Here is a 23,775-nt window from a genome sequence, read left to right as displayed (position 1 = left end):
ATGGCCGACGACAGCATCGCGGTCGTGGACCTCGATCGGTGCCAGCCCGACCGCTGCAACTACGAGTGTATGAAGGACTGCCCGCCGAACCGGACGGGCAAGGAGTGTATCACGGAGCGGGGCGAGGACGCCGAGGAGGGCGACCCGGACCAGATCCACATCTCCGAGGAGATCTGCCTGGGCGAGAGCTGTGGCATCTGCGTCCAATCGTGCCCGTTCGACGCGATCGAGATCATCAACCTCCCCTCCGAGCTCGACGACGACCCGGTCCACCGCTACGGCGACAACGCCTTCTCGCTGTACGGTCTCCCGACGCCCGAGCCCGGCAGCGTCACGGGCATCCTCGGGCCGAACGGGATCGGGAAGTCGACCGCGGTCCACGCGCTCGCCGGCGAGATGGTCCCGAACCTCGGCGACCACGCCGCCGACGGCGACTGGGAGCGCGTGCTCGACCGCTTCCGCGGCACCGGCCTGCAGAACTACCTCGAATCGCTGCGGGACGGCGACGTGACCGTCGCGCGCAAACCGCAGTACGTCGACCAGATCCCGAACCAGTTCGACGGCAACACCCGCGAGCTGCTGGAGCGGACCGACGAGCGCGGCGCGCTCGACGACCTCGTCGACCGGCTCAACATCCGGCCGGTGATGGACCAGAACATCGATTCCATCTCCGGCGGCGAGCTCCAGCGTGTCGCCATCGCGGCCTGCCTCGCCCGCGACGCCGACTTCTACTTCCTCGACGAGATCACCCCGTACCTCGACATCGGCCAGCGGATGATCGTCGCGCGGCTCATTCGCGAGCTCGCGGACGACGACGCCGCGGACCGCTCGATGCTCGTCGTCGAGCACGACCTCGCCATCCTCGACCTGCTGGCGGACACCCTCCACGTCGCGTACGGTGAGCCGGGCGCGTACGGGGTCATCACCGACCCGAAGTCGGTCCGGAAGGGGATCAACGAGTACCTGAAGGGGTACCTCGACAACGAGAACATGCGGATCCGCCCGTCGGCGATCACCTTCGAGGAGCACGCGCCACGGGTCGCCTCCCGCAGCGAGACGCTGATCGAGTACCCCGACCTGCGGAAGTCGTACGGCGACGGCGAGTTCGAGCTCCGCGTCGAGGGCGGCGAGATCAACCGCTCCGAGGTGCTGGGCGTCGTCGGTCCGAACGGGATCGGCAAGTCCACGCTCGCGGAGCTGTTCACGGGCGACTTAGAGCCCGACGAAGGGGAGCTCGACTTCGCGCTCGACATCTCCTACAAGCCGCAGTACATCGACATCGACCAGCATATGCGGGTCGACGCGTTCCTCTCCTCGATTACCGACGAGTTCGGCTCCTCCTACTGGAACACCGAGGTCGCCCAGCCCCTCCAGTTGGAGCGCGTGATGGAGCAGAATCTCTCGGACCTCTCGGGCGGGGAGCGCCAGCGCGTCGCCATCGCGGCCTGTCTCTCCGACGACGCCGACCTCTACCTGCTCGACGAGCCCTCCGCGCACCTCGACGTGGAGCAGCGCGTCCGTGCCACGACCGCGATCCGCCGCTACGCCGAGAACCACGACGCGACCGTGATGGTGATCGACCACGACATCTACATGATCGACCTCCTCGCGGACCGCCTGATGGTGTTCGACGGCGAACCGGCCGAGCGCGGGCGCGCCGCGCCGCCGCAGGAGATGCGCGACGGCATGAACGAGTTCCTCGCCGACCTGGAGATTACCTTCCGCCGCGACGAGCGCACCGGGCGCCCCCGGATCAACAAGCCGGGGTCGCAGCTCGACAGTCAGCAGAAGCGCGACGGCGAGTACTACTACTCCGGGTAATCCGGTCGTCCTCTCGCCCCGTCCGGGCTCGCCGCTACCCCGAACCTTTCCTCGCCCGCCGTCAGACGCTTCGCCATGCCCGAGACGGACGCCGACCTGTTCGGCATGACGTGGGAAGAGGCGGGGGACGCGATCGACGACGCCGACTTCGCGGTCCTCCCGACCGGCAGCATCGAGCAGCACGGCCCGCACCTCCCGGTGTCGACCGACACGCTCCGCGCGGACCACCTCACCGCCGAGCTCGTCGACGCCGCCGACGAGTTCGACCTTGACCTGCTGCGGCTCCCGACGCTGCCGTACGGGCAGTCGGAACACCACATGCGGTTCCCGGGGACGATCACCCTCTCGACCGAGACGTACGTCGACGTGATCCGCGAGATCGGCGAGTCGATTGTCGAACACGGCGCCGACCGACTGCTCATCGTGAACTGCCACGGCGGGAACCGGGAGCCGCTGTCGGTCGCCGCCGACCGGCTCGGCCGCGACACCGACCTCACGGTCCACTTCGTTCACTGGACCGACTTCGCGCGCGAGGATCTGGAGGAGGCGTACGGTGAGGGGTGGGGCCACGCCGGCGACCACGAGACGAGCTTCGTCGAGCTGTACCGCCCGGACCTCGTGCGGACGGAGAAGAAGGAGCCGCAGGAGGCCGCCGAGATGCCCCGCACGCGGAGCTACGAGTACTTCGACGAGGTGACTGAGTTAGGCGGGCTCGGCGACCCGACGAACAGCGACCCGGACGCGCTCGAACCGATCGTCGCCGCGACGACCCGCGAGATCCTCGGCGCGCTCGTCGAGGACCTCGACGCGGGATGGTGAGGGGTCGCAGCGGCGTTCCGCGCGACCGGACGCGTGAGACGCCGCCGCCGCGATCCGATCCGCAGTATCGAAGCGATTAAGCCCGGAACACGCGAACCCCGGCACATGTACCACCTCATCATCCGCGGCGACCCCGACATCCGGCGGGACGCGGTGATCGAGCACGACGGCGAGGAGCTGGTCTGTTTCGGAATCAACGTTCAGGGCGGCTGGCACGGCCCGGACGAGCCGCAGCTCTGGTGTACCGTCGGCACGGAAGACGAGCGCGAGGCGTACGACAAACGCGAGTACGTCCCCCACTGGCTCGACGTCGAGACGGTCGACGCCGAGGAGTTGGACGTGATCAAGGCGAAGGGCGAGCTGTCGGTTTAAACCGCACAGACGGGCGCTCTTCCTCGGCTCTCCTCACTCGTCTACCGGCGGATCCGCCAGCCACGCCTCGATGGCGCCGGCCATCGCGCCGCGCCGGTGGATCGTCCCCGCCTCGGGGTCGACGACCGTGCTCTCGGTGCCGGGGGCCTCCCCGTCGTCGATCACGGCGGCGGCGCCCTCGCGGATCCGGTCGTCGAGGTCGGCAGGGTCCGTGACACTGCCAGTCCCCGAGACGTTGGCGCTCGTCGCGGTGAGCGGTCCGGTTTCGTCCAGCAACGCCCGCGCGAGGTCGTGGTCCGGCACGCGGATCCCGACGCGGTCGCGCCCGGCGGTGAGCGCGTCCGGCACCCGGTCGCCGCGCTCGACGACGACGGTCACCGGCCCCGGGAGGAACGCCCGCGCGAAGGCGACGGCTAACTCCGTCGGCCGGGTGTAGCGGAGCGCGTCGTCGACGCTCGCGACGCCGAGCGAGAGCGGGTTCGACCGGTCGCGGCCCTTCAGCTCGAAGACGCGCTCGACGGCGTCGGGGTCGAGCGCGTCGGCGCCCAGCCCGTACACCGTCTCGGTCGGGTAGACGACGAGGTCGCCGCGGTCGACGGCGGCGGCCGCCGCGCGCAGCTCCTCGGATCGGTCCGGTCGGTCGTCGCTCGTGTCGGCGGTCACGCGCGACCGTTCGGCGGCGAGTTGAAAAAGGGTGACGTGTGGGTGCGGCCGGCGCGCACGGCCCGCGGTCGGCCCCGGTCAGACTCCGGTCAGTCGACGAGGTCGGCGACCGCGTCGCCGATCGCCTCGGCGTCGGGGAACTCGGGGTGTTCGCTCGCGACCCACGCGTACTCCACGGTGCGGTCGGAATCGAGGAGGAAGACGGCGGGGCGGCTCTCCGTGATCCCCGTCATCCCGTCGATCTCGTGTGCGAGGCCGTACTCCTCGACCACGGCCGCGCCCGGGTCCGAGAAGATCCGGATGCCGTCGCCGCGCTCGGCGAGCAGGCGCTTGTGGGCGTACGGCGTCGAGATCGAGAGACCGAGGACGTCGAGGTCGTCGCTCCACTCGTTGTCGTCGACCGTGTTGTAGAGGTACGTCCCCTGGAAGGTGCCGTCCATGGGGTGAAAGAGGAGAAGCGTCGGGCCGTCGACGACGTCGTCGAGCGCGCGGTCCTCCCAGTACTCGCCGTTCACGAGCGGGCGGGTGAAGTCGGGCGCCGTGTCGCCCTCGTCGACGTGGTCGGTTTCGGGCAGGGAGACGACGTCGAAGTCGGGCATCTCAGGCACCTCCCTCGCCGTAGGTACCTTGGAGGTACTCGACGATGTTCGCGCTCTCCGACATGGTGACGCCGGTCTCGCGGTCGACGATCGCCGGGACGCTCCGGGCGCCGGAGACGCGCTTGACGACGTTGCGCTCGGAGTGCATCGGCTCGACGTATCGGGAGCGGTACTCCACGTCGAGCTCGTTCAGCGTCCGGACCACGCGCTCGCAGAACGGACACGCCTGAAGCCGGTATAGGGTGATCTGTGGATCGCTCATATCGCGTAATTCGCCCGCGAGACGGGTAATCGTGTCGGCAGCGGCACCCTTGGGGTCGGCGGGGTCGGCGGGGTCGGTGGGGTCGGTGGGGTCGGTGGGGTCGGCGGAGTCGGCGGAGTCGGCGGGGTCGGCGGAGTCGGCGGGGTCGGCGGGGTGAAAGCGGGCCGATTCGAGGGTACTCGAAGGGAACGCTTTAATCGCGGGCCGACGGAAGACAAACGAACATGGGCTTGTCGTCTACTGCGCCGCTGGTCGACGTCCTCCAGGTACCGATGCCGGGCGACGGGGTCATCACCGCGCTCGGCGTCGTCGCGATCCTCCTTTTAGTCGCGCTCTCGGCGTTCTTCTCCTCGTCCGAGATCGCGATGTTCTCGCTCCCGCAACACCGCGTCGACAGCCTCGTCGACGAGGGGGTGACGGGCGCGAAGACGATCCGCGAGATGAAACAGAACCCCCACCGGCTGCTGGTGACGATCCTCGTCGGCAACAACATCGTCAACGTGGCGATGACCTCCATCGCCACCGCGCTGTTCGGTATCTACCTCTCCCGCGGCCAGTCGGTGCTGGCGACGACGTTCGGGATCACGACGCTCGTGCTGATCTTCGGCGAGAGCGCGCCCAAGTCGTACGCCGTCGAGAACACCGAGTCGTGGGCGCTCAAGATCGCCCGGCCGCTGAAGGCCTCCGAGTACGCGCTGTACCCGCTCGTCGTCCTCTTCGACTACATCGTCAAGGGAGTCAACAGCATCATCGGCGGCTCGGCGGCCATCGAGTCGACGTACGTCACCCGCGACGAGATCCAGGACATCATCGAGACGGGCGAGCGCGAGGGCGTCATCGAGGAGGAGGAGCGGGAGATGCTCGACCGCATCTTCCGGTTCAACAACACCATCGCCAAGGAGGTGATGACGCCGCGGCTCGACGTCACCGCCGTCGCGAAGGAGGACTCCGTCGAGGAGGCGATCGAGACGTGTATCCAGGCCGACCACGAGCGCGTCCCCGTCTACGAGGGGAACCTCGACAACATCATCGGTGTGGTCACCGTGCGCGACTTGGTCCGCGAACTGCGCTACTCCGAGGGGACGCCCTCCTTGGAGCGCGTCGTCAAGCCCACCCTCCACGTCCCCGAGTCGAAGAACGCCGACGAGCTGCTCGCGGAGATGCAGGAAAACCGCCTCCAGATGGTGACGGTGATCGACGAGTTCGGGACCACGGAGGGGATCATCACCCTCGAAGACATGGTCGAGGAGATTGTCGGCGAGATCTTGGAGGGCGACGAGGAGGCGCCGGTGGAGTTCTTAGAGGACAACGTCGCGGTCGTCCAAGGCGAGGTGAACATCGACGAGGTCAACGAGATCCTCGGGATCGACCTCCCCGAGGGCGAGGAGTTCGAGACGCTCGCCGGCTTCGTGTTCAACCGAGCCGGGCGCCTCGTCGAGGAGGGCGAGGAGATCGAGTTCGACGAGATCCGGATCCGCATCGAGCGCGTCGACAACACCCGAATCATGTCCGCGCGCGTCACCGTCCTCGACGGCGGCGCCGCGGCGGCGGACTCGACCGCCCCGGTGGAGACGGCCGACTCGACAGACGGGGACGAGACGGTCGAGGCGGATGGCGACGGCGAGCCCGCGCAGAACGACGCGGAATAGGACGGGGAACGCGACGTTCTCGGAGATCGGAGCGGTTGTTTATAAACGGCTGCCGGCGTTTCAGTGGCAAACGCGGACGAAGTCACAGACAATCACTTATAAATAATCGACAGCGGGCGGACGGAGAGCGCCGCTGGAGTCCCAGTCGTTCGTTTATAAATGGCTGAACATGGATCCGCTGACAACACCACTAAATTTTCAGCCGCTCACTTATAAATGGCTGATAGCAGACCGACGGTGAACACCGCCAAATCCCCAGCCGCTCGGTTATAAATAGCTGATAACGGATCGACGGTGAACTCCGCCAAAGCCCCAGCCGCGGGGCCGCAGTACGCTCGTTGCGCTCCTCGCTCGCTCCGCTCGCTGCGGTGCTTACGTCGCCTACTGCGGCCCCGCGGCTGCCCCTTTGAGTCCCACCCGACCGCGACCGCACCGCACCTCACGCCTCCCCAGCCTCGTCGGCCGGCCTTCGCTTCGCTCCGGCCGGCCGACTCCCTCGCGCGGCGCTCCTCGCGCCCGGTGGGCGCTCGGAGGCGCGCGCCATCGTTGTTTGATTTATAAGTGATCGCTGCGGTCGGTCCCGTTTCGAGAAAGCGCCGTCCGCAACTCGACCGCCATGTGCGGTGTGCCATTTTTAAACGGCGTAGGCGCGAGCGGCCGCAACGAGCGCCTTCCGGTAGTCGCTCTCGGAGGGGTCGTGACCGAGGTCGAGGAATCGATTTTTAAATGCGTCGACGTCGACGGCGTCGGTGTCGCTGCCGGCGGCGCGCGCGAGGTCGTAGATCCGGTGGTCGGGGCCGGCGATGTCGTGCCGCTCGACGAGAGCGAGCGCGAACGCGGCGTTGACGGCCGTGATCTCGGGATCGGCGCCGGCCGTCACGGGCGGCGAGCCGGTGCGCGACACGTCGGGGCGGTCCGCGACGGCGGCCGCCAGCGTCGACTCGAGGAAGCCGAGGAGCTTGTCCGCGGGCGCCACCGAGAGCGTGATGTCGTCGGCGTAGATGTCCTTCATGTGGTTCGCGATCTGGTAGCAGTGCGCGAGCTTCCGGCGCTCGACCTTCTCGCCGGAGAGGCCGAGGTACAACGCCTCCTCCGTGGACTGGAGGTGCGAGGGGTGGCCCTCCTCGTAGCGCGCCATGTGCGACAGCTCGTGGATCGCCAGCTCGCGCGCCATCGCGCTCGTGGCGGCCCGCCGCGAGACGTTCAGGACGTGGTGGTCGTCGTAGTGGCCGGCCCAGGTCCGCTCGTCCGGGTCCTCGCGGACCACGACGCGGACCGGCGCCTCCACGGAGCGCTCGGTCTCGAAGAGGTCCGCGGCACCGAGAAACGGGTCGGGGGGAACGTCCCCCTGAACGCGAAGATCCATGCGTACAGTTCACACGGGCGGCGGCGGTAAGTCTCTTGCGCTCGTGGAACCCGGGTCGTCGCGACGGGGGGTTCGGCCCGCCGAGGGCCCGCCGAGCGCTCGGCGCTCCGGCGCCCCGGCGTACGCTTTTGGCCCTCCCCACCGAACGCCGACCCATGCGCATCTACGCGGCCTACGACGACGGGCTCCGGGTCGTCGACCCCGCGACCGGTGCGGTCGAGACGCGCCTCTCCGGCCAGCGCGTGGAGTGTCTCTCGGTCGCGCGCGGCGAAGTCCGCGAAGACGCGAACGGCGCGGCCGGAGCCGGAGACCCCGCTCCGCGCGTCCTCGCGGGGACGTCGGACGCGGGCCTGTTCCGCTCCGTCGACGGCGGGAGCCGGTTCGCGCGCGTGGCGGCCTCGACGCTCGGCCCCGAGGGGTCCGGCCCCGACGCGGTGACCGCGGTCGCGACGAGCCCGCACGACCCCAACGTCGTCTGGATCGGCACGGAGCCCTCGCGGGCGTACCGCTCCGCGGACGGCGGCGAGACGGTCGACCGCGTCGGCGGGCTGATCGACCTCCCCTCCGCCGACGAGTGGTCGTTCCCGCCGCGGCCCGACACCCACCACGTCCGGTGGATCGAGCCGTGCCCGGCCGACCCCGAGCGGTGGCTCCTCGGCATCGAGGCGGGCGCGCTCGCCGTGACCGCCGACGGCGGCGAGACGTGGACCGACCGTCCGCCGGGGTCGCGCCGCGACACCCACGCGATGGCGACTCACCCCGACGCGCCCGACCGCGTCTACGCCGCCGGCGACGGCTTCGCCGAGAGCGGCGACCGCGGCGACTCGTGGCGCGTCCGCGACGCCGGTCTCGATCACGTCTACGTCTGGGGGCTCGCGGTCGACCCCGGCGACCCCGACATCGCCCTGGTCAGCGCGGCCGCGAGCGCGACGGCCGCCCACCGCCGCGGCGAGGCGTACCTGTACCGCTACCGCCGCAACGAAGGATTCGATCGGCTCGACGAGCGCGGATTCCCGACCGGGGAGGGCACCTATCGGGCCGTGTTGGCCGCCGGCCGCGCCGCCGGGGAGGTCTGGGCGCTCTCGAACCGCGGGCTCTTCGTCACCCGCGACGCGGGCGACTCCTTCGAGCAGGTCCCGGTCGACCTCCCCGACCGGGCGGCGTGGGCGCTGGCGGTCGCGTGAGGGCCGCGGGAGACGGAGCGAGCCGGACCGGGACCGGGCGGTCCGGTCAGTTCCGGACCGCGCCGACGATCAGGTAGACGACCGGCGTGTCGAGGAGGGCGATCGCGAGCTTCAGCAGGTACTGGCCCAGCCCGAGCGCGAGCAGCGCCGGCGGGTCGAACACCGGGCCGACGCCCAGCAGGAGCGGCGCGGCGTAGAAGGCGACGCCGACGAAGATGACGGTGTCTATCGCCTGGCTCGTGGCGGTCGAGCCGATGTTGCGGAGCCACAGCATCCCCTCGCCCGTGCGGTCGCGGATCGCGTGGAAGACGAACACGTCCCAGTTCTGGCTGACGACGTACGCCAGCAGGCTGCCCGCGACGATGTTCGCCGCCGGCCCGAGCGCGGTCTGGAAGGCGCTCGACACCTCAGGGTCGACCCCGGGCGCCGCGAGCGTCGACCACACGAGCGCTAACACGAGGAAGTTCGCAAGGAACGCGACGTTGACGACCACCTGCGTCGCCCGCCGGCCGTACAGCTCGGCGTAGCAGTCCGACGCGAGGAACGTGAGCGCGTACGCGAGCGCGGCGCCGGGCAGCAGTATCTCCGCCCCGACCACCGGCAGCGCGAACGGGAGCGGCAGCGCGAGCACCTTCGCGGCGGTGAGCTGCGCGGTCGCGAGCGCGACCGTGAACAGCGTGACGAGCGCGACCGCCGCGACCGCCGACCGGTCCAGCGGGTCGGTCCGGAAGGGACCGTCCTCGCCGGCTGCCGTCCGGCTACTCATCGGTCTCCTCCGCCGCTCCGGCCGCGGCCGACGCGGAATCGCCGTCGAGTCGGTCGTGGCGGGCGTCGATCTCGTCGAGCAGGTCGAGGTTCTTCCGGATCGACGCGCGCACCGCGTCGCTGCGGTTCACGAACTTCCCGTCGTCGCCGACGTGCTCGTCGAGGTCGGCGAGCAGCTCCGCCGGGATCTCGACGCTTATCTTGGGCATACTCGCGTCGTGGACGCCGGCCGGGCATGAACGTTATTATCCGAGGATTATCTAGAGAGTCCACGGATGCTCGGGGCGGCCGCGTGTCGGCTCGGTCCCGGCTGCTCCGAACTCGTAAACCGCTACGTTGAAGTGAGTTTACGAGTCCGTTCGGGTATGGCAACGAACACGGAGTCCGTCGACCTCGTCGGCGACGAGGCGGCGACGAACCTCGCGCGCGCCGCGCTGTTCGCGGCGCTCGTCGGGGCGTTCGCGTACGTCACGTTCCCGAACCCGGTCTCGCCCGTGGACGTGACCCTTCAAGTGTTGGGCGTCTTCCTCGCGGGGATATTCCTCGGTCCGGTGTGGGGCGGCGCGTCGCTCGTCCTCTACCTCGCCGCGGGGGCGCTCGGCGCGCCCGTCTTCGGGGGCGGGTCGGCCGGGTTCGGCCAACTCGTCGGTGACTCGGCCGGCTACCTCTGGTCGTACCCGGTCGCCGCGGCGGTCGTCGGCGCGGTCGTCCACCGCGGCGCGACGCTCCGCGACCTCGATTCCGTCGGTCTCTCGACGCTCGTCGGCGCGATGGTCCTCGGCACCGTCGTCATCTACGGGTTCGGCGTCGCCGGCCTCATGCTGGTGCTGTCGCTCGGCCCGGTCGAGGCGATCGCTGCCGGCGCCGCCGCGTTCCTCCCGGCCGAGGCCCTGAAGATCGCCGCAGCCGTCGGCGTCGTGAGGTCCGACGCGATCGCCGCGACGTGATCGAACTCGACGGCGTCACGTGCCGATACGGCCGTGGCGGCGACGGGGAGGGAGACGACGAGGACGGCGACGAGGGAGTAGACGACGCCACCGTCGCGGTCGACGACATCTCCCTCACCGTCCCCGACGGCGAGTTCCTCGTCGTCGCGGGCGCGAACGGGTCGGGGAAGACGACGCTCGTCCGGACGTTCAACGGCCTCGTCGAGCCGGACGCCGGGACCGTGGCCGTGAACGGGACCCCGGTCGACGAGGACCTCGTCGCCGCGCGCTCGGCGGTCGGCATGGTGTTCCAGGACCCGCGCGACCAGTTGGTCGCCGCCACCGTCGGCGCGGACGTCGCGTTCGGGCCGGAGAACCTCGGACTCGCGCACGACGAGAGCGACCGACGGGTCGACGAGGCGCTCGCGGCCGTGAACATGGCGGGCCGGGAGCGCGAGCGCGTCGACTCCCTCTCCGGAGGCGAGCGCGAGCGCGTCGCGATCGCGGGCGCGCTCGCGATGGAACCGGACCACCTCGTGTTGGACGAGCCGTTCACCGGTCTCGACGAGCCCGCCCGGCGGTCAGTCGTGGAGCGCCTCCGGGCGCTTCACCGCGAGGGGACGAGCGTCGTTGTCGTCACCCACGACCTCCGCGACGTCGCCGCGCTCGCCGACCGGATCGTCGGGCTGGCGGACGGGCGAGTCGCTGTCGACGCGCCGCCGGAAGAAGCGGTTTCGGCGCTGCCCGGGCTGGACGTACGGGTGCCGGAGGGAGGCGGGCTCGACGAGCCGACCGGATGACGCTGTCCTTCGTCCCCGGCGACTCGCTCGCCCACCGGCTCGACCCGCGGTCGAAGCTGCTCGTTCAGGTCGCGTTCGCCGCGGTCGCGTACGCGTACACCACGCCGCGGGGGCTCGCCCTCCTCACGCTCGTCGCGGTCGGCTGCCTTGTCGCCGCCGACGGCGGGCCGCGGGATCTGTGGAGCTACCGCGTCGCGTTTCCCGTCCTCCTCTTCGCCCCCCTCGTCGCGGGCGCGACGCTCGGCGCGCCGTGGTTTCGGGTCGAGCGCGCAGCCGTGACGGGGCTAGCGAGCTACCGCGTCCTCCTGCTGCTCGTCGTCGCGGCCGCGTACGTGCGCTCGACCCCGGTCCGCGAGTCGCGCGCGGCGGTCCAGCGGACGATTCCCGGGCGGCCGGGCGTCTTCCTCGGCGTCGGCGTCGCGCTCGTCTTCCGGTTTCTCCCCCTGCTGAAGCGAGACCTGCTGACGGCGCGGGAGGCGGTCCGCGCCCGCGGCGGCGGCGCGCTGCCGGTCAGCGAGCGGATACGGCTCGTCACCGTCGCCGGGATCGACCGGGCGTTCGGCCGCGCGGACCGGCTCGGAACCGCCCTGAACGCCCGGTGTTTCGCGTGGAACCCGACGCTCCCGCGGCTGGCGTTCGGGCGCGCGGACGCGGTCGCGCTGGGAGTCGGATTCGGCCTGTTCGCGGCCGCTCTCGCGGCCGTTCTCTGACCGCCCCGGCGACGCCCCTCCCTCGCCGAGAACATCCCGAACGTTCATTATGGTTCTGGGAGATGACGGACGCGTCACATGAAATTTGACCGATCGGAGACGCTCGACCGACTCGAATCAGTCGTCGCGGACGGCGACCCCGTGATCGGTGCCGGCGCGGGGACGGGGCTCTCGGCGAAGTTCGCCGAGCGGGGCGGCGTCGACCTGCTCATCATCTACAACTCCGGCCGTTACCGGATGAACGGGCGGGGGTCGCTGGCCGGGCTGCTCCCGTACGGCGACGCCAACGAGATCGTCGTCGAGATGGGCCACGAGGTGATCCCGGTCGTGGAGGACACGCCGGTGCTCGCGGGAGTCAACGGGACCGATCCGTTCCGGGACATGGGCGTGTTCATCGAGGACCTCAAGCGGCGGGGGTTCTCGGGCGTCCAGAACTTCCCGACCGTGGGGCTCATCGACGAGGACAGCGACTTCCGACGGAATCTGGAGGAGACCGGGATGGGGTACGACCGCGAGGTCGAGATGATCCGCGAGGCCAGCGAGCGCGGGATGCTGACGTGCCCGTACGTCTTCACCGAGGAGCAGGCCCGCGCGATGACTCGCGCCGGCGCGGACGTCGTCGTCTCGCACATGGGGCTGACCACCTCCGGCGACATCGGCGCCGAGACGGCGCTCGACCTGGAGGCGGCCGTCGATCGGGTTCAGGCCCACTGTGACGCCGCGAAGTCGGTCGACGAGGACGTGCTGGTGATCTGTCACGGCGGGCCGATCGCCTGGCCCGACGACGCCCGATACGTGCTCGAACACACCGAGGACGTCGTCGGCTTCTTCGGCGCCTCCAGCATCGAGCGGCTCCCCACAGAGACGGCCATCGAGGAGCAGGCCCGCGAGTTCAAGGAGATCGACCTCCGATGAGCGTCGTCGTCGTCGGCACCCTCGACACGAAAGGCGAGGAGATCGGATTCGCTCGCGACGTCCTCCGCGCCCAGGGCGTCGACGTCCACGTGGTCGACGTGGGAGTGATGGGCGAGCCGGAGTTCGAGCCGGACACGGGAGCCGACGCGGTCGCGGCGGCGGCCGACGCGTCCCTCGACGGCCTGCGCGACGCGGCCGACCGCGGCGAGGCCGTCGAGGTCATGGGCGAGGGCGCCGCCGCCGTGGTCTCGCGCATGTACGAGGCCGGCGAACTCGACGGCGCGTTGGGGCTCGGGGGGTCGGGCAACACCTCGATCGCGACGGCGGCGATGCGCGCGCTTCCGGTGGGCGTTCCGAAGCTGATGGTCTCGACGATGGCCTCCGGTGACACCGAGCCGTACGTCGGCGCGACGGACATCGCGATGCTGTACTCAGTCGCCGACATCGAGGGGCTCAATCAGCTCTCCCGACAGGTCATCGCCAACGCGGCGCTCGCGATGGTTGGGATGGTCACCAACGATTCCGCCGTCGAGGTCGAGGAGCGACCCACGATCGGGATCACGATGTTCGGCGTGACCACCCCGTGCGTCCAGACGGCACGCGAGTACCTCGAATCGCGAGGGTACGAGACGATCGTCTTTCACGCGACCGGGACCGGCGGTCGGGCCATGGAGAACCTCGTCGAGGAGGGCGTCATCGACGGCGTGCTCGACGTCACCACGACGGAGTGGGCCGACGAGCTCGTCGGGGGCGTGCTCTCGGCCGGACCAGACCGCCTCGACGCGGCCGGGAAGGCGGGGATCCCGCAGGTCGTCTCGACCGGAGCGCTCGACATGGTGAACTTCGGCCCGCGGGACTCCGTTCCCGAGCGGTTCGACGAGCGGCTGTTCCACGTTCACAACCCGCAGGTGACGCTGATGCGGACCACCTCCGCGGAGTGCGCCGAGCTCGGGGAGATCGTCGCCGAGAAGCTGAACGCCGCGACCGGCCCCACCGCGCTCGCGCTCCCGCTCGACGGCGTCTCGATGCTCGACGTCGCGGGCGAGCGGTTCCACGACCCGGAGGCCGACGCGGCGCTGTTCGACGCGTTACGGCGCGGCGTCTCCGACGACGTCGAGGTGATCGAGGCGGACGCCGCCGTCAACGACGACGAGTTCGCCCGGACGATCGCCGCGAAGCTCGACGAGTACATGCGCGAGGCGGGGGTGGCGCCGGAGTGACACGCGGCGAGCGGAAGCTCGCCGCTTCGAAGATGGGGAGACGGCACGCGCGGCGCGGCACAGCCGGCGCGCAGGCGTGGAGAGGCGCCGTCTCGCGAGTCCCCCGACGCCGCGTGAACGCCGAGCGACGAGGTCCGCGTTGTGGCAAGTTTTAACCGGACCGTATCCGGCTGATCGATCATGACTCCCCTGCAGGCGGCCACCCGAGAGACCTTCTGGACGATCGGTCCGGTGGGGAAGGCGGCGTTCTACTGGCTCGCCGCCGTCGCGGTCCTCGTCTTCTGCTACGGCGTCTACGCCCGGTTCGCGGCGTACGCGCGCGGGAGCGCGGACCCGCAAGACAGACTGTCGAACCTCCCCGGACGGACCGTCGCGGCGACGAAGACTGTCCTCGCGAACGAGAACCAGTTCGACGGGGACCTGTACACCGGCGTGATGCACACGTTCGTGCTGTGGGGGTTCCTCGTCCTCCTCGTCGCGACGACGATCCTCGGGATCGACATCGACCTCTACCGACCGCTCACGGGCGAGTCGTTCTGGGTCGGCGACTTCTATTTGGCCTACCAGTTCGCCGTCGACGCGTTCGGGCTGCTGTTCGTCGTCGGCGTCGGTATGGCGGGCTACCGCCGCTACAAGACCCGCGAGGGGCGGCTGTGGGGGAAACACACCTCCTTCGAAGACGACGCGTTCGTCTGGACACTCTTCTTGCTCGGCGTCGGCGGCTTCCTCGTCGAGGGCGTGAGCATGGTCGGGCAACCGCAGCGCGCGACCGAGACGGTGAGCTTCGTCGGGATGGCGCTCGCGACCGGGCTGGAAACCGCCGGGCTCACGGCCGCGGGCGCCGAGGCGATCTACGGCGTCCTCTGGTGGAGCCACTCGCTGCTCGCGTTCGCGTTCGTCGCGTGGATCCCGTACGCGAAGCCGTTCCACATGATCTCCTCGTTCGCGAACGTCGTCGCCCGCGACGAGCAGGCGGGCGCGCGGCTCCCGAACGTCCCAGCCGACCTCGATCACACCAACGCCGAGTCGCTCGACGACTTCACGTGGAAGGAGCTGCTGGACGGCGACGCCTGCACGAAGTGCGGCCGGTGTACCGACGCCTGTCCCGCCGACACGGTCGGTCGCAACCTCGACCCGCGGAACGTTATTCTCGATTTGAAGGCGTACCGCGAGTCGGTGAGCGACGATCCGGTGGCGGGGAGCGGGCGCGGGGACGGGCCGATGGCAACCGACGGCGGCGTCGCGAGCGCAGACGGGGGCACGGTCCCCATTGTCGCCGACGAGGGCGGCGTCATCGATGCCGAGTCGATGGAGTCGTGCATGTCCTGTATGGCGTGCATGGACGCCTGCCCGGTCGACATCGAACATCTCACCTCCTTCACGAAGATGAACCGCCAGCTCGTCGACGAGGGGGCGGTCGACTCGAACCTCCAGGACGTGTTCCAGGACGTGATGCAGAAGGGGAACTCCTTCGGCGAGTCGCAGTCCGCGCGCGGCGACTGGGCGGACGACCTCGACGACGCCGTCGAGGTGCCGGACGCCCGCGAGACGGAGGTGGAGTACCTCTGGTACGTCGGCGACTACCCGAGCTTCGACGACCGGAACAAGAAGGTCGCGCGGGCGCTCGCGAGGCTCTTCGACGAGGCCGACGTGTCGTTCGGTATCCTCTTCGACGACGAGAAGACCGACGGCAACGACATCCGCCGGATCGGCGAGGAGTTCCTCTACCTCGAGCTCGCCGGCCACCACGTCGAGACGTTCGCCGACTGCGAGTTCGAGAACATCGTCTGTACGGATCCGCACTCGTACAACACCATCAAAAACGAGTACCCCGAGGTCGACTTCGCCGAGTTCGCGGACGACCCGATGATGCCGTTCGAGCGCGAGGAGCCGTGGAACGCTGACGGCGCGGTCGACGTGTTCCACTGGACGCAGGTGGTCGAGGAGCTGGTGAGCGAGGGCCGGCTCGACCTCTCCGGCGACGAGCTCGACTACACCGTCACCTACCACGACCCGTGTCACCTCGGGCGGTACAACGACGAGTACGAGGCGCCCCGCGAGCTCATCCGCGCGACCGGCGCCGACCTCTACGAGATGCCGCGCTCGCGCGACGACTCGTTCTGCTGTGGCGGGGGCGGCGGCGGCCTCTGGACCGAACACGACGAGGAGGTGAAGCCGAGCGAAGAGCGCCTCCGCGAGGCGGTCGAGGACACCGACGCGGGCGCCGCGATCGAGAAGTTCGTCGTCGCCTGCCCGATGTGTACGACGATGTTCGAGGACGGGCGGAAGACCGGGGACTTCGAGGACGACGTGGAGATCGTCGACGTCGCGGAACTGCTGATAGAGGCGGTGGAGGCCGGGTCGTAGCCGTCGGGTGCTCTTTTTCCGCGGTCGTCGACGCTACGCGCGCCGCGACTGCGCGTCCGTCGCGTCGTCGGTGCGGCGCAACAGCGCGCGACCGGGGGCGCGGTCGCGGACCGGCGCGTCACCGAGGTAGTCGACGAGCGCGTCCCGGAGCAGCGCGATGTCCTCGTCGTCGAGCGCCGCGCCCCGCTCTATCGACTCGATCGGACGGCGGTACGCAACGTCCTCGTCGGTCGCGCGCTGCGCGGCGTCGAGCAGCGCGGCGTGAGCCACCCACGCCTCCTCCCGGGAGGTGGTCGGCGCCGGCGGCCCGTCGGTGGTGGGAGGGGTCATTCGTCCGGGTTCTCCCGGTACGGGGACTTAAAACCACGTCTCGGTTCGGGGTCGCGCGAGCCCGCGGAGTCGCCGTCGCCCTGACCGCGGTTCGGTCGTACCCACGCGTCTATATAGAGTATATATCGAAACATAGCCGTACCGGGCAGTACGCGCTCCCCTGTACTCATCATAGCATACTACTTAACCGAAACTCGCCCATCCACGGGTGATGGCTTCCAGCCACGACGCGGACACAGCGGGAATCACGCGGCGGAAATCGCTCGCGGCGATCGCGGGTGCCGGGGCGCTCGGGCTCGCGGGCTGTACGCAGAGTACGGGCGACGGCGGCGGTTCCGACGGGGGCGACGGCGAGCTCTCGGGCACGATCAACATCGCGGGTTCGAGCACAGTGTTCCCGCTGATGAGCGCGGTCATGGAGGACTTCGCCGAGATGCACCCCGAGATCGACCCCAGCGTGAGCTCGACCGGCTCCGGTGGTGGCTTCTCGAACTACTTCTGTGTCGGCGAGACGGACTTCAACAACGCGAGCCGGCCGATCCAGCCGGCCGAAGAGGACCTGTGCGGGGAGAACGGCGTCGAGTACATCGAGCTGGTCGCCGCGACCGACGCGGTCACGGTCGTCGTCAACCCCGAGGCTGACTGGATCGACCACCTCACCATCGACGAGCTCGCGCAGATCTGGCGGTCCGACGCGGCGCAGACCTGGGACGAGGTCCGCGACGAGTTCCCGAACGAGGAGATCCGCCGGTTCGGTCCGGCCGACACCTCCGGGACGTACGACTACTTCATCGAGAACGTCACGGGCGACGCGGGCCACACGGACGACTACTCGGCGACCGAGAAGGACAACGCGATCGCCGAGGGCGTCTCCGGCAGCGAGTTCGCGGTCGGCTACTTCGGCTTCGCGTACTACTTCCAGAACCCCGACCAGCTGAAGGCGCTCGGGATCGACGACGGGGACGGTCCGGTCGAGCCGAGCCTCGAAACCGCCGCCAGCGGCGAGTACAGCCCGCTCTCGCGGTCGCTGTACACGTACCCCTCGATCGAGTCGCTCGGCGAGGAGCACATCGCGGAGTTCGCCCGCTACTTCGTCGAACAGACCACCAACGAGGACCTCGTCGCCGGCGACGTCGGGTACGTGCCCGCCACCGAGGAGACCCAAGAGGCGCAGCTGGAGAAGCTCGAAGACGCGATCGAGCAGGCACAGGGGTAACCGGTCGAAATGAACCGGTGTATTGATTTACGACAGCGTTCGATACCCCACCGTTCGTGACTGACAGCACAGAGAGTCCCGATCTGACTCGGCAGGGCGGGCTCACACGACTGAAAGAGGGAACTTACGGCGGGCTGTTCGCGGCCTGCGCGGCGGTCACCTTGCTCACGACGGTCGCGATCTTCGTGACGCTGCTGTCCGACGCGGTGGTGTTCTTCCAAGAGATCGCCGTCACGGAGTTCCTCACGGGGACGAACTGGAGCCCGAACCCGGCCGGCGGCGGACAGGCGTTCGGTATCATTCCCCTGCTCATCGGGACGGTCGTCGTGACGGTCACGGCGGCGTTCGTCGCGCTGCCGACCGGGACGCTCACCGCCATCTACCTCAGCGAATACGCCTCGCCGAACGCGCGATCGATACTGAAGCCGCTCCTCGAGATCCTCGCCGGGATCCCGACGGTGGTGTACGGCTACTTCGCGTTGGTGTACGTCACGCCCGTCCTGGAGGCGACGCTGCTTCCGGGAATCAGCACCTTCAACGCGCTGTCGGCGTCGATCATGGTCGGCATCATGACGATCCCGATGGTGTCGTCGATCTCCGAGGACGCCATGAGCGCCGTGCCCGACGAACTCCGTCAGGCCGGGTACGGGCTCGGCGCGACCAAGTTCGAGGTGTCGACCGGGATCGTCGTCCCGGCGTCGATCTCCGGGATCGCCTCCTCGTACATCCTCGCGGTCTCCCGGGCCATCGGCGAGACGATGATCGTCGTCGTCGCGATGGGCGCGCAGGCCCGGATGCCGACGGTCAAGGAGGCCGCGTTCGGAGTCCCGTACATCAACCCCGCCGACGTGCTCTTGGACTCCGGGATGACGATCACCGTCGCGATGGTCCAGATCGCCGGCGGCGACCTCACCGGCGGAACGGTCCCGTACGACGCGATGTTCGCGCTCGGCCTCGCGCTGTTCGTGGTGACTCTCGTAATGAACGTGCTCAGTGACTTTATCGCGGAACGCTACCGGGAGGAGTACTGATGGCGACGGACAGCGCCACCCCGACCGAAAGCGAGGACGCGACCGCGTTCGGCACGGTCAGTCGGACGCGCGGGACGATCTTCGAGTACCTCTCCCTGTCCGCCAGCGTCGCCGGGCTGGTCGCGCTCGGCGTCCTCCTGGTGTACGTCGCGATCGACGCCTTCGACCTGGCGAACGCCAGCCCCGAGTGGCTGTTGACCTACTTCGTGACGCTCGTGCTGCCGTTCCTCGCCTTCTGCCTGTACAGCGCGGGCGACCCGGCCGTGACCCGGCGCGTCCTCGGCGTCCTCGGCGGCGGGCTCGTCGCCGTCGCCGTCGGCTTCACCGCGATCGAGGCGTTCGTCGTGGAGATCCCGCGGCTCAGCTGGCAGCTCACGTACCTCTTCGTCGTCGTCGGGCCCGCCGCGGCGTACCTCGCGTACGTCGGGAGCAAGGGGCGCGTCGGCGCGGTCGGCTTCGGGCTGCTCGGCCGGCTGATCGGCGGCGTGGCGGTCGGCCTCGCGGTCGGCACCCTCTTTTTGGTGTTCGACGAACTGGTCTGGTTCCTCGCGTACACGCTCGGCGTCCTCCCGGCCGCTGGCCTGTACGCGTACGGGCGCCTGCGCGACGCGGACCGGGCGGTCACCGCCGCCGTTCCGGTCGGTCTCGTCGGGACCGTCGTCGCGGCGGTCCTCCGAGAGGTGGTCGCGACGTACCCGTCGGACACCGTCATCTACCTCTGGACGATCGCGGTCCCGCTCGCCGTCGTCGGGGCCCTCCTCGTCGGCGCCCGCGGGAGCCGGACCGCCGCCGTCGCGGCCGGCGGCGTGCCGCTCGCGCTCGCGACCGCCGGCGGCTTCTTCGGCGGGAGCGTCGGACTGCCCGGTCCCACGACGCTGATCGTGATCGCGCTGACCGGCGTGCCGACGACCGTGTACGTCCACCGCGTCGTCGCGGACCGGGAGGGGACGATCGGCCTCGGACTACCGTTCCTGCTCGGTGTCGGCGTGATCGCCGGCGCGCTGCTCGTCGAGGCGTGGGGCGTGCCGGCGCCGGACCCGTGGCTCGACCCCAACTACGTCACGGAGGCGCCCTCGCGGACGCCTGAGGAGGCGGGACTGTACCCGGCCATCGTCGGCTCCGTGATCATCATCGCGCTGGTGGCGGTGCTGTCGTTCGTCCTCGGCGTCGGGACATCAGTCTTCTTGGAGGAGTACACCTCGGAAACCGGGGTCGTCGGGAAGCTGACGCGGCTGCTCCAGATCAACATCGCGAACCTGGCCGCCATCCCGTCGGTGGTGTACGGGCTGCTCGGGCTGGGGCTGTTCGCGAACCTGCTCGGGCTCGGCTTCGGGACGGCGGTGACGGCCGCGCTGACGCTGTCGCTCCTCATCCTCCCGATCACGATCATCTCCGCACAGGAGGCGATCCGGTCCGTGCCGGACGACCTCCGGCGCGGGTCGGACGCGATGGGGGCGACGCGCTGGCAGACGACGAAGAACGTCGTGCTGCCCGAGGCGTTCCCCGGTATCCTCACCGGGACGATCCTCGCGCTCGGCCGTGCGATCGGCGAGACCGCCCCGCTCATCATGATCGGAGCGGCGACGACGGTGTTCAGCGCGCCGAGCAGCCTCTTCAGTCGGCTCAGCGCGATGCCGATGCAGATCTACGCGTGGTCGAACTTCCCGCAGGCCGACTTCCGGTACGGCGTCGTCGCCGCGGGCGTCATCACGCTGCTCATCGTGCTCATCGGAATGAACGGGACGGCGATACTGCTGCGGAACCGCGCGGAAGGGGGGACCTGACATGAGTAACACGACATCAGACGACTCGCTCATCACGACGGAGGTACAGGCGGATTCGAACGACGACCGGGCGCCGCTCGGCGAGACCGGCACCGCGGTGGCGGCCCGGAACCTCGACGTCTACTACGGCGACGAGCAAGCCATCGACGACGTGACGATGGAGATCCCCGAGAAGCGCGTCACCGCGCTCATCGGTCCCTCGGGCTGCGGGAAGTCGACGTTCCTCCGGTGTATTAACCGGATGAACGACATGATCGAGATCTGCCGCGTCGAGGGCGACGTGGAGTTCGGCGGCAAGAACGTCTACGAGGACGACGTCGACCCGGTCGCCTTACGCCGGAAGATCGGGATGGTGTTCCAGAAGCCGAACCCGTTCCCGAAGTCGATCCGCGACAACGTCGCCTACGGCCTGAAGATCCAGGGGTACGAGGGCGACGTCGACGAGCGCGTCGAGGAGTCGCTGAAGGCCGCCGCGCTGTGGGACGAGGTGAAAGACCAGCTCGACTCCTCGGGGCTCGAACTCTCCGGCGGCCAGCAACAGCGGCTCTGTATCGCCCGCGCCATCGCGCCCGACCCGGAGGTCGTCCTGATGGACGAGCCCACCTCGGCGCTCGACCCCGTCGCGGCCTCGAAGATCGAGGACCTCATCGACGACCTCGCGGAGGAGTACACCGTCATCATCGTCACGCACAACATGCAGCAGGCGGCCCGCATCTCCGACCGGACCGCGGTGTTCCTCACCGGCGGCGAGCTCGTCGAGTACGACGACACCGCCAAGATCTTCGAGGACCCCGAAGAACAGCGCGTCGAGGACTACATCACGGGGAAGTTCGGATAGATGCCCCGCGAGAACTATCAGGAGCGGCTCGACGAGCTCCGCGAGGACGTGGTCGCGATGGGCGAGACCGTCTGCGACCGGCTCGACGACGCGATCGAGGCCGCGGTGACCGGCGACGACGAGCTCGCACAGTCGGTGATCGAGACCGACCACGAGGTCAACGAGACGTACCTCGCCCTCGAGGACGAGTGTACCGAGCTGTTGGCGCTCCAGCAGCCGGTGGCCGGCGACCTCCGGCTCGTCACCGCCTCCTTCAAGATCATCACCGACCTCGAACGCGTCGCGGACCTCGCGACGAACGTCGCGGCGTACGGCGGTCCCGAGGGCGGCGTCCACGACGCCGTCGACGTGCGCGACCTCGGGGACGGCGCCCGGGAGATGGTCGTCGACGCCGTCGATGCCTACGCGGCGCGCGACCCGGACGCCTGCCGCGAGATCGCCGCCAGCGACGACGCGTTCGACGAGCGCTGTCGCGAGGCGAGCGAGGCGGTCGTCCGCGAGCTCTTAAAGGCCGACCGCGCCCGCGACGCGGCGCGCGACGGCCCGGCGCCGACGGACGGCGAGGCGCTCGAAGCCTCCCTCGACGAGGTGTCGCAGGCGCTGCTCGCGGTGCGCGACCTCGAACGGGTCGCCGACCACGCGGTCAACATCGCGGCGCGGACGCTGTACATGGTCGAGAACGACGACGAGCTGATCTACTGAGCGCGGCTCGCGGCTCGGCCTGCCGCGGGCGGACCGGCTTCCGTCTCGGCCTGCCGCGGGCGACCGGCTTCCGTCTCGGCCTGCCGCGGGCGACCGGCTTCCGTCTCGGCCTGCCGCGGGCGGACCGGCTTCCGTCTCGGCGTCTCCGGAACTCCTAATCGACTCCGGGCCTACTGACCGAACGTGACCGTACTGCAGGAGCTCATCGGAGACCAGTCGCTCGCCGTTTGGATCGCCTTGGGCGCGATCGGGTTCCTGCTGACCTGGAAGGGCGCGAACGTCATCGAGTCGACGACCTCGAAGATCAGCGACCACTTCGGGGTCTCGCAGGCGATTCAGGGCGGACTCATCGTCGCGGCCGCGACGTCGTTCCCCGAACTCGCGATTATCCTCATCTCGGTGCTCGTACTCGGCGACTTCGGCGTCGGCGCGGGGGCGCTCATCGGGACGGCGGTGTTCAACATACTCGTCATCCCGGCGGCCGTCTCCATCACGAGCGGCGACACGACGACGACGCAGGGGATCGTCTACCGCGACGCCATCTTCTACATGGTCGCCGTCCTCGCCCTCTTCGGCGTGATCGCCTTGGGCGTCCTCGGGACCGACGGGCGGGAGATCGCGCGGATCACCCCGCAGATGGGCGTCGGCCTGGTGGTGTTGTACGGCGTGTACGTCATACTCCTCGCCGGCGGGAAAAGCGGCGCTTCGGACCTCAAGCGGGCCGAATCGACGAACATCCCCAAACAGGCCGGACTGTTCGCGGTCGGGCTGGTCGTCGTGCTCGTCGGCGTCGAGTCGATGGTCACCATGACGGTGCAGCTCTCGGACGCGCTCGACGCGCCGTCGTTCCTCATCTCCGTGACGGTGTTGTCGGCGCTGAGCTCCTTCCCCGACCTGCTCGTCGGCGTGAAGATGGGCAAGGCCGGCGACAAGCGCGCCGCGGTCGCCAACGTCTTCGGAACGAACACGTTCAACCTCGTCGCGGCGCTGCCGGTCGGCGTCATCCTCGCCGGCGGCGTCTCGATCGGCTTCCTCACCTCCGTGCCGCTCCTGTTGTTCCTGTTTTACACAACCCTCGTCGTGGTGGTGATGGCCGCGACGGACTTCGAGATCACCACCGAGGAGGGGTACGTCTTCCTCGCGATGTACGTCGCCTTCCTCGGCTGGATGACGGCCGAGGCGTTCGGGATCACCACGTTCCTGACCGAGTCGACGCTCCGGACGATCGTCGGGTGACGACTACCACAGCGGTCGATCGGTTCGGGACATCAGACAGCGCTCGAGTACGCACTTATAAATGGTTGAACCTCGGGCAACGGCGGCTACCTCCGAACGCTCGGGTTCTCTATTATAAGTGATTGACCGCAGATCGACCGTGGAGACCTCCAAAGCCCAGCCGCTCGTTTATAAATGGTTGCTTACGGATCGACGGCGAA

General features: G+C 69.3%; 24 protein-coding genes. 17 read left to right on the top strand and 7 right to left on the bottom strand.

From position 1 onward, the window contains the following. The 3 genes from J7656_RS13620 to J7656_RS13610 all read left to right on the top strand — a co-directional run bounded on the left by J7656_RS13620 (position 1) and on the right by J7656_RS13610 (position 3,012). Complete coding sequence (locus tag J7656_RS13620; RefSeq protein WP_017342362.1) at positions 1–1,821, top strand: ribosome biogenesis/translation initiation ATPase RLI; 1,821 nt, start codon at positions 1–3, stop codon at positions 1,819–1,821. Positions 1,822–1,896: 75 nt separating this feature from the next. After that, on the top strand, positions 1,897–2,640 hold the full coding sequence (locus J7656_RS13615; RefSeq protein WP_211553583.1) for a creatininase family protein: 744 nt from the start codon (positions 1,897–1,899) through the stop codon (positions 2,638–2,640). Between the two features lie 105 nt (positions 2,641–2,745). Continuing rightward, complete coding sequence (locus J7656_RS13610; protein WP_211553582.1) at positions 2,746–3,012, top strand: HAH_0734 family protein; 267 nt, start codon at positions 2,746–2,748, stop codon at positions 3,010–3,012. A 33-nt stretch (positions 3,013–3,045) separates the two neighbouring features. On the opposite strand, the gene J7656_RS13605 is transcribed toward J7656_RS13610, so the two are convergent. The 3 genes from J7656_RS13605 to J7656_RS13595 form a co-directional block, all read right to left on the bottom strand. Further along, the gene (locus tag J7656_RS13605) at positions 3,046–3,675 is read right to left on the bottom strand and encodes an L-threonylcarbamoyladenylate synthase (protein WP_017342365.1); all 630 of its coding nucleotides are present in this window, start codon (positions 3,673–3,675) and stop codon (positions 3,046–3,048) included. An 89-nt stretch (positions 3,676–3,764) separates the two neighbouring features. Continuing rightward, entirely contained in the window at positions 3,765–4,274 is a 510-nt protein-coding gene (locus J7656_RS13600) for a redoxin domain-containing protein (protein ID WP_017342366.1), read from the bottom strand. A 1-nt stretch (position 4,275) separates the two neighbouring features. Next, positions 4,276–4,536, bottom strand: a complete 261-nt coding sequence (locus J7656_RS13595) for a glutaredoxin family protein (protein WP_017342367.1) — start codon at positions 4,534–4,536, stop codon at positions 4,276–4,278. A gap of 224 nt (positions 4,537–4,760) precedes the next feature. On the opposite strand from J7656_RS13595, the gene J7656_RS13590 reads away from it, so the two are divergent. Then, positions 4,761–6,185: a hemolysin family protein gene (locus J7656_RS13590; protein WP_017342368.1), complete on the top strand. Its 1,425-nt coding sequence runs from the start codon at positions 4,761–4,763 to the stop codon at positions 6,183–6,185. Between the two features lie 634 nt (positions 6,186–6,819). Here J7656_RS13590 and J7656_RS13585 read toward each other — a convergent pair. Further along, on the bottom strand, positions 6,820–7,551 hold the full coding sequence (locus J7656_RS13585) for a DUF5781 family protein (RefSeq protein ID WP_017342369.1): 732 nt from the start codon (positions 7,549–7,551) through the stop codon (positions 6,820–6,822). Between the two features lie 155 nt (positions 7,552–7,706). On the opposite strand from J7656_RS13585, the gene J7656_RS13580 reads away from it, so the two are divergent. Continuing rightward, positions 7,707–8,735, top strand: coding sequence for a beta propeller repeat protein (locus tag J7656_RS13580; protein ID WP_017342370.1), 1,029 nt, complete (start codon positions 7,707–7,709; stop codon positions 8,733–8,735). Between the two features lie 46 nt (positions 8,736–8,781). On the opposite strand, the gene J7656_RS13575 is transcribed toward J7656_RS13580, so the two are convergent. Then, positions 8,782–9,501, bottom strand: coding sequence for a queuosine precursor transporter (locus J7656_RS13575; RefSeq protein ID WP_017342371.1), 720 nt, complete (start codon positions 9,499–9,501; stop codon positions 8,782–8,784). Continuing rightward, positions 9,494–9,709 carry a ribbon-helix-helix domain-containing protein gene (locus J7656_RS13570; RefSeq protein WP_017342372.1) on the bottom strand — a complete coding sequence of 72 codons (216 nt, stop codon included), beginning with the start codon at positions 9,707–9,709 and terminating at the stop codon, positions 9,494–9,496. Before J7656_RS13570 ends, J7656_RS13575 begins: the two co-directional genes overlap by 8 nt. A gap of 156 nt (positions 9,710–9,865) precedes the next feature. Here J7656_RS13570 and J7656_RS13565 point away from each other — a divergent pair, with 156 nt between their 5' ends. The 6 genes from J7656_RS13565 to J7656_RS13540 all read left to right on the top strand — a co-directional run bounded on the left by J7656_RS13565 (position 9,866) and on the right by J7656_RS13540 (position 16,438). Continuing rightward, positions 9,866–10,447, top strand: coding sequence for a biotin transporter BioY (locus J7656_RS13565; RefSeq protein WP_211553581.1), 582 nt, complete (start codon positions 9,866–9,868; stop codon positions 10,445–10,447). Beyond that, the gene (locus J7656_RS13560; protein WP_211553580.1) at positions 10,444–11,226 is read left to right on the top strand and encodes an energy-coupling factor ABC transporter ATP-binding protein; all 783 of its coding nucleotides are present in this window, start codon (positions 10,444–10,446) and stop codon (positions 11,224–11,226) included. Before J7656_RS13565 ends, J7656_RS13560 begins: the two co-directional genes overlap by 4 nt. Continuing rightward, positions 11,223–11,936: an energy-coupling factor transporter transmembrane component T family protein gene (locus tag J7656_RS13555; protein ID WP_211553579.1), complete on the top strand. Its 714-nt coding sequence runs from the start codon at positions 11,223–11,225 to the stop codon at positions 11,934–11,936. The genes J7656_RS13560 and J7656_RS13555 overlap by 4 nt, the downstream gene beginning before the upstream one ends. A 78-nt stretch (positions 11,937–12,014) precedes the next feature. Next, positions 12,015–12,851, top strand: coding sequence for a phosphoenolpyruvate hydrolase family protein (locus J7656_RS13550; RefSeq protein WP_211553578.1), 837 nt, complete (start codon positions 12,015–12,017; stop codon positions 12,849–12,851). After that, entirely contained in the window at positions 12,848–14,071 is a 1,224-nt protein-coding gene (locus J7656_RS13545) for a Tm-1-like ATP-binding domain-containing protein (protein WP_211553577.1), read from the top strand. Before J7656_RS13550 ends, J7656_RS13545 begins: the two co-directional genes overlap by 4 nt. 180 nt (positions 14,072–14,251) lie before the next feature. Then, the gene (locus J7656_RS13540; RefSeq protein WP_211553575.1) at positions 14,252–16,438 is read left to right on the top strand and encodes a (Fe-S)-binding protein; all 2,187 of its coding nucleotides are present in this window, start codon (positions 14,252–14,254) and stop codon (positions 16,436–16,438) included. A 33-nt stretch (positions 16,439–16,471) separates the two neighbouring features. On the opposite strand, the gene J7656_RS13535 is transcribed toward J7656_RS13540, so the two are convergent. Next, positions 16,472–16,768: a DUF7853 family protein gene (locus J7656_RS13535; RefSeq protein WP_211553573.1), complete on the bottom strand. Its 297-nt coding sequence runs from the start codon at positions 16,766–16,768 to the stop codon at positions 16,472–16,474. Between the two features lie 211 nt (positions 16,769–16,979). Here J7656_RS13535 and J7656_RS13530 point away from each other — a divergent pair, with 211 nt between their 5' ends. The 6 genes from J7656_RS13530 to J7656_RS13505 all read left to right on the top strand — a co-directional run bounded on the left by J7656_RS13530 (position 16,980) and on the right by J7656_RS13505 (position 23,575). Next, positions 16,980–17,984 (top strand): PstS family phosphate ABC transporter substrate-binding protein, encoded by a 1,005-nt coding sequence (locus J7656_RS13530; RefSeq protein ID WP_017342380.1) that lies wholly within the window; start codon positions 16,980–16,982, stop codon positions 17,982–17,984. Positions 17,985–18,040: 56 nt separating this feature from the next. After that, a complete protein-coding gene (gene pstC / locus J7656_RS13525) occupies positions 18,041–19,015 on the top strand; it encodes a phosphate ABC transporter permease subunit PstC (RefSeq protein ID WP_211553571.1) in 975 nt (324 codons plus the stop codon). After that, the gene (pstA, locus tag J7656_RS13520) at positions 19,015–20,799 is read left to right on the top strand and encodes a phosphate ABC transporter permease PstA (RefSeq protein ID WP_017342382.1); all 1,785 of its coding nucleotides are present in this window, start codon (positions 19,015–19,017) and stop codon (positions 20,797–20,799) included. Before pstC ends, pstA begins: the two co-directional genes overlap by 1 nt. 1 nt (position 20,800) lies before the next feature. Next, positions 20,801–21,637: a phosphate ABC transporter ATP-binding protein PstB gene (gene pstB / locus J7656_RS13515; RefSeq protein ID WP_017342383.1), complete on the top strand. Its 837-nt coding sequence runs from the start codon at positions 20,801–20,803 to the stop codon at positions 21,635–21,637. Further along, a complete protein-coding gene (gene phoU, locus J7656_RS13510) occupies positions 21,638–22,339 on the top strand; it encodes a phosphate signaling complex protein PhoU (RefSeq protein WP_017342384.1) in 702 nt (233 codons plus the stop codon). It begins immediately after the preceding gene. 183 nt (positions 22,340–22,522) lie between these two features. Next, the gene (locus tag J7656_RS13505; RefSeq protein ID WP_211553569.1) at positions 22,523–23,575 is read left to right on the top strand and encodes a sodium:calcium antiporter; all 1,053 of its coding nucleotides are present in this window, start codon (positions 22,523–22,525) and stop codon (positions 23,573–23,575) included. Positions 23,576–23,775 lie beyond the last annotated feature (200 nt).

Source organism: Halorubrum ruber (assembly GCF_018228765.1).
Classification (GTDB): domain Archaea; phylum Halobacteriota; class Halobacteria; order Halobacteriales; family Haloferacaceae; genus Halorubrum; species Halorubrum ruber.
This window is presented reverse-complemented; position numbering and strand designations above follow the sequence as displayed.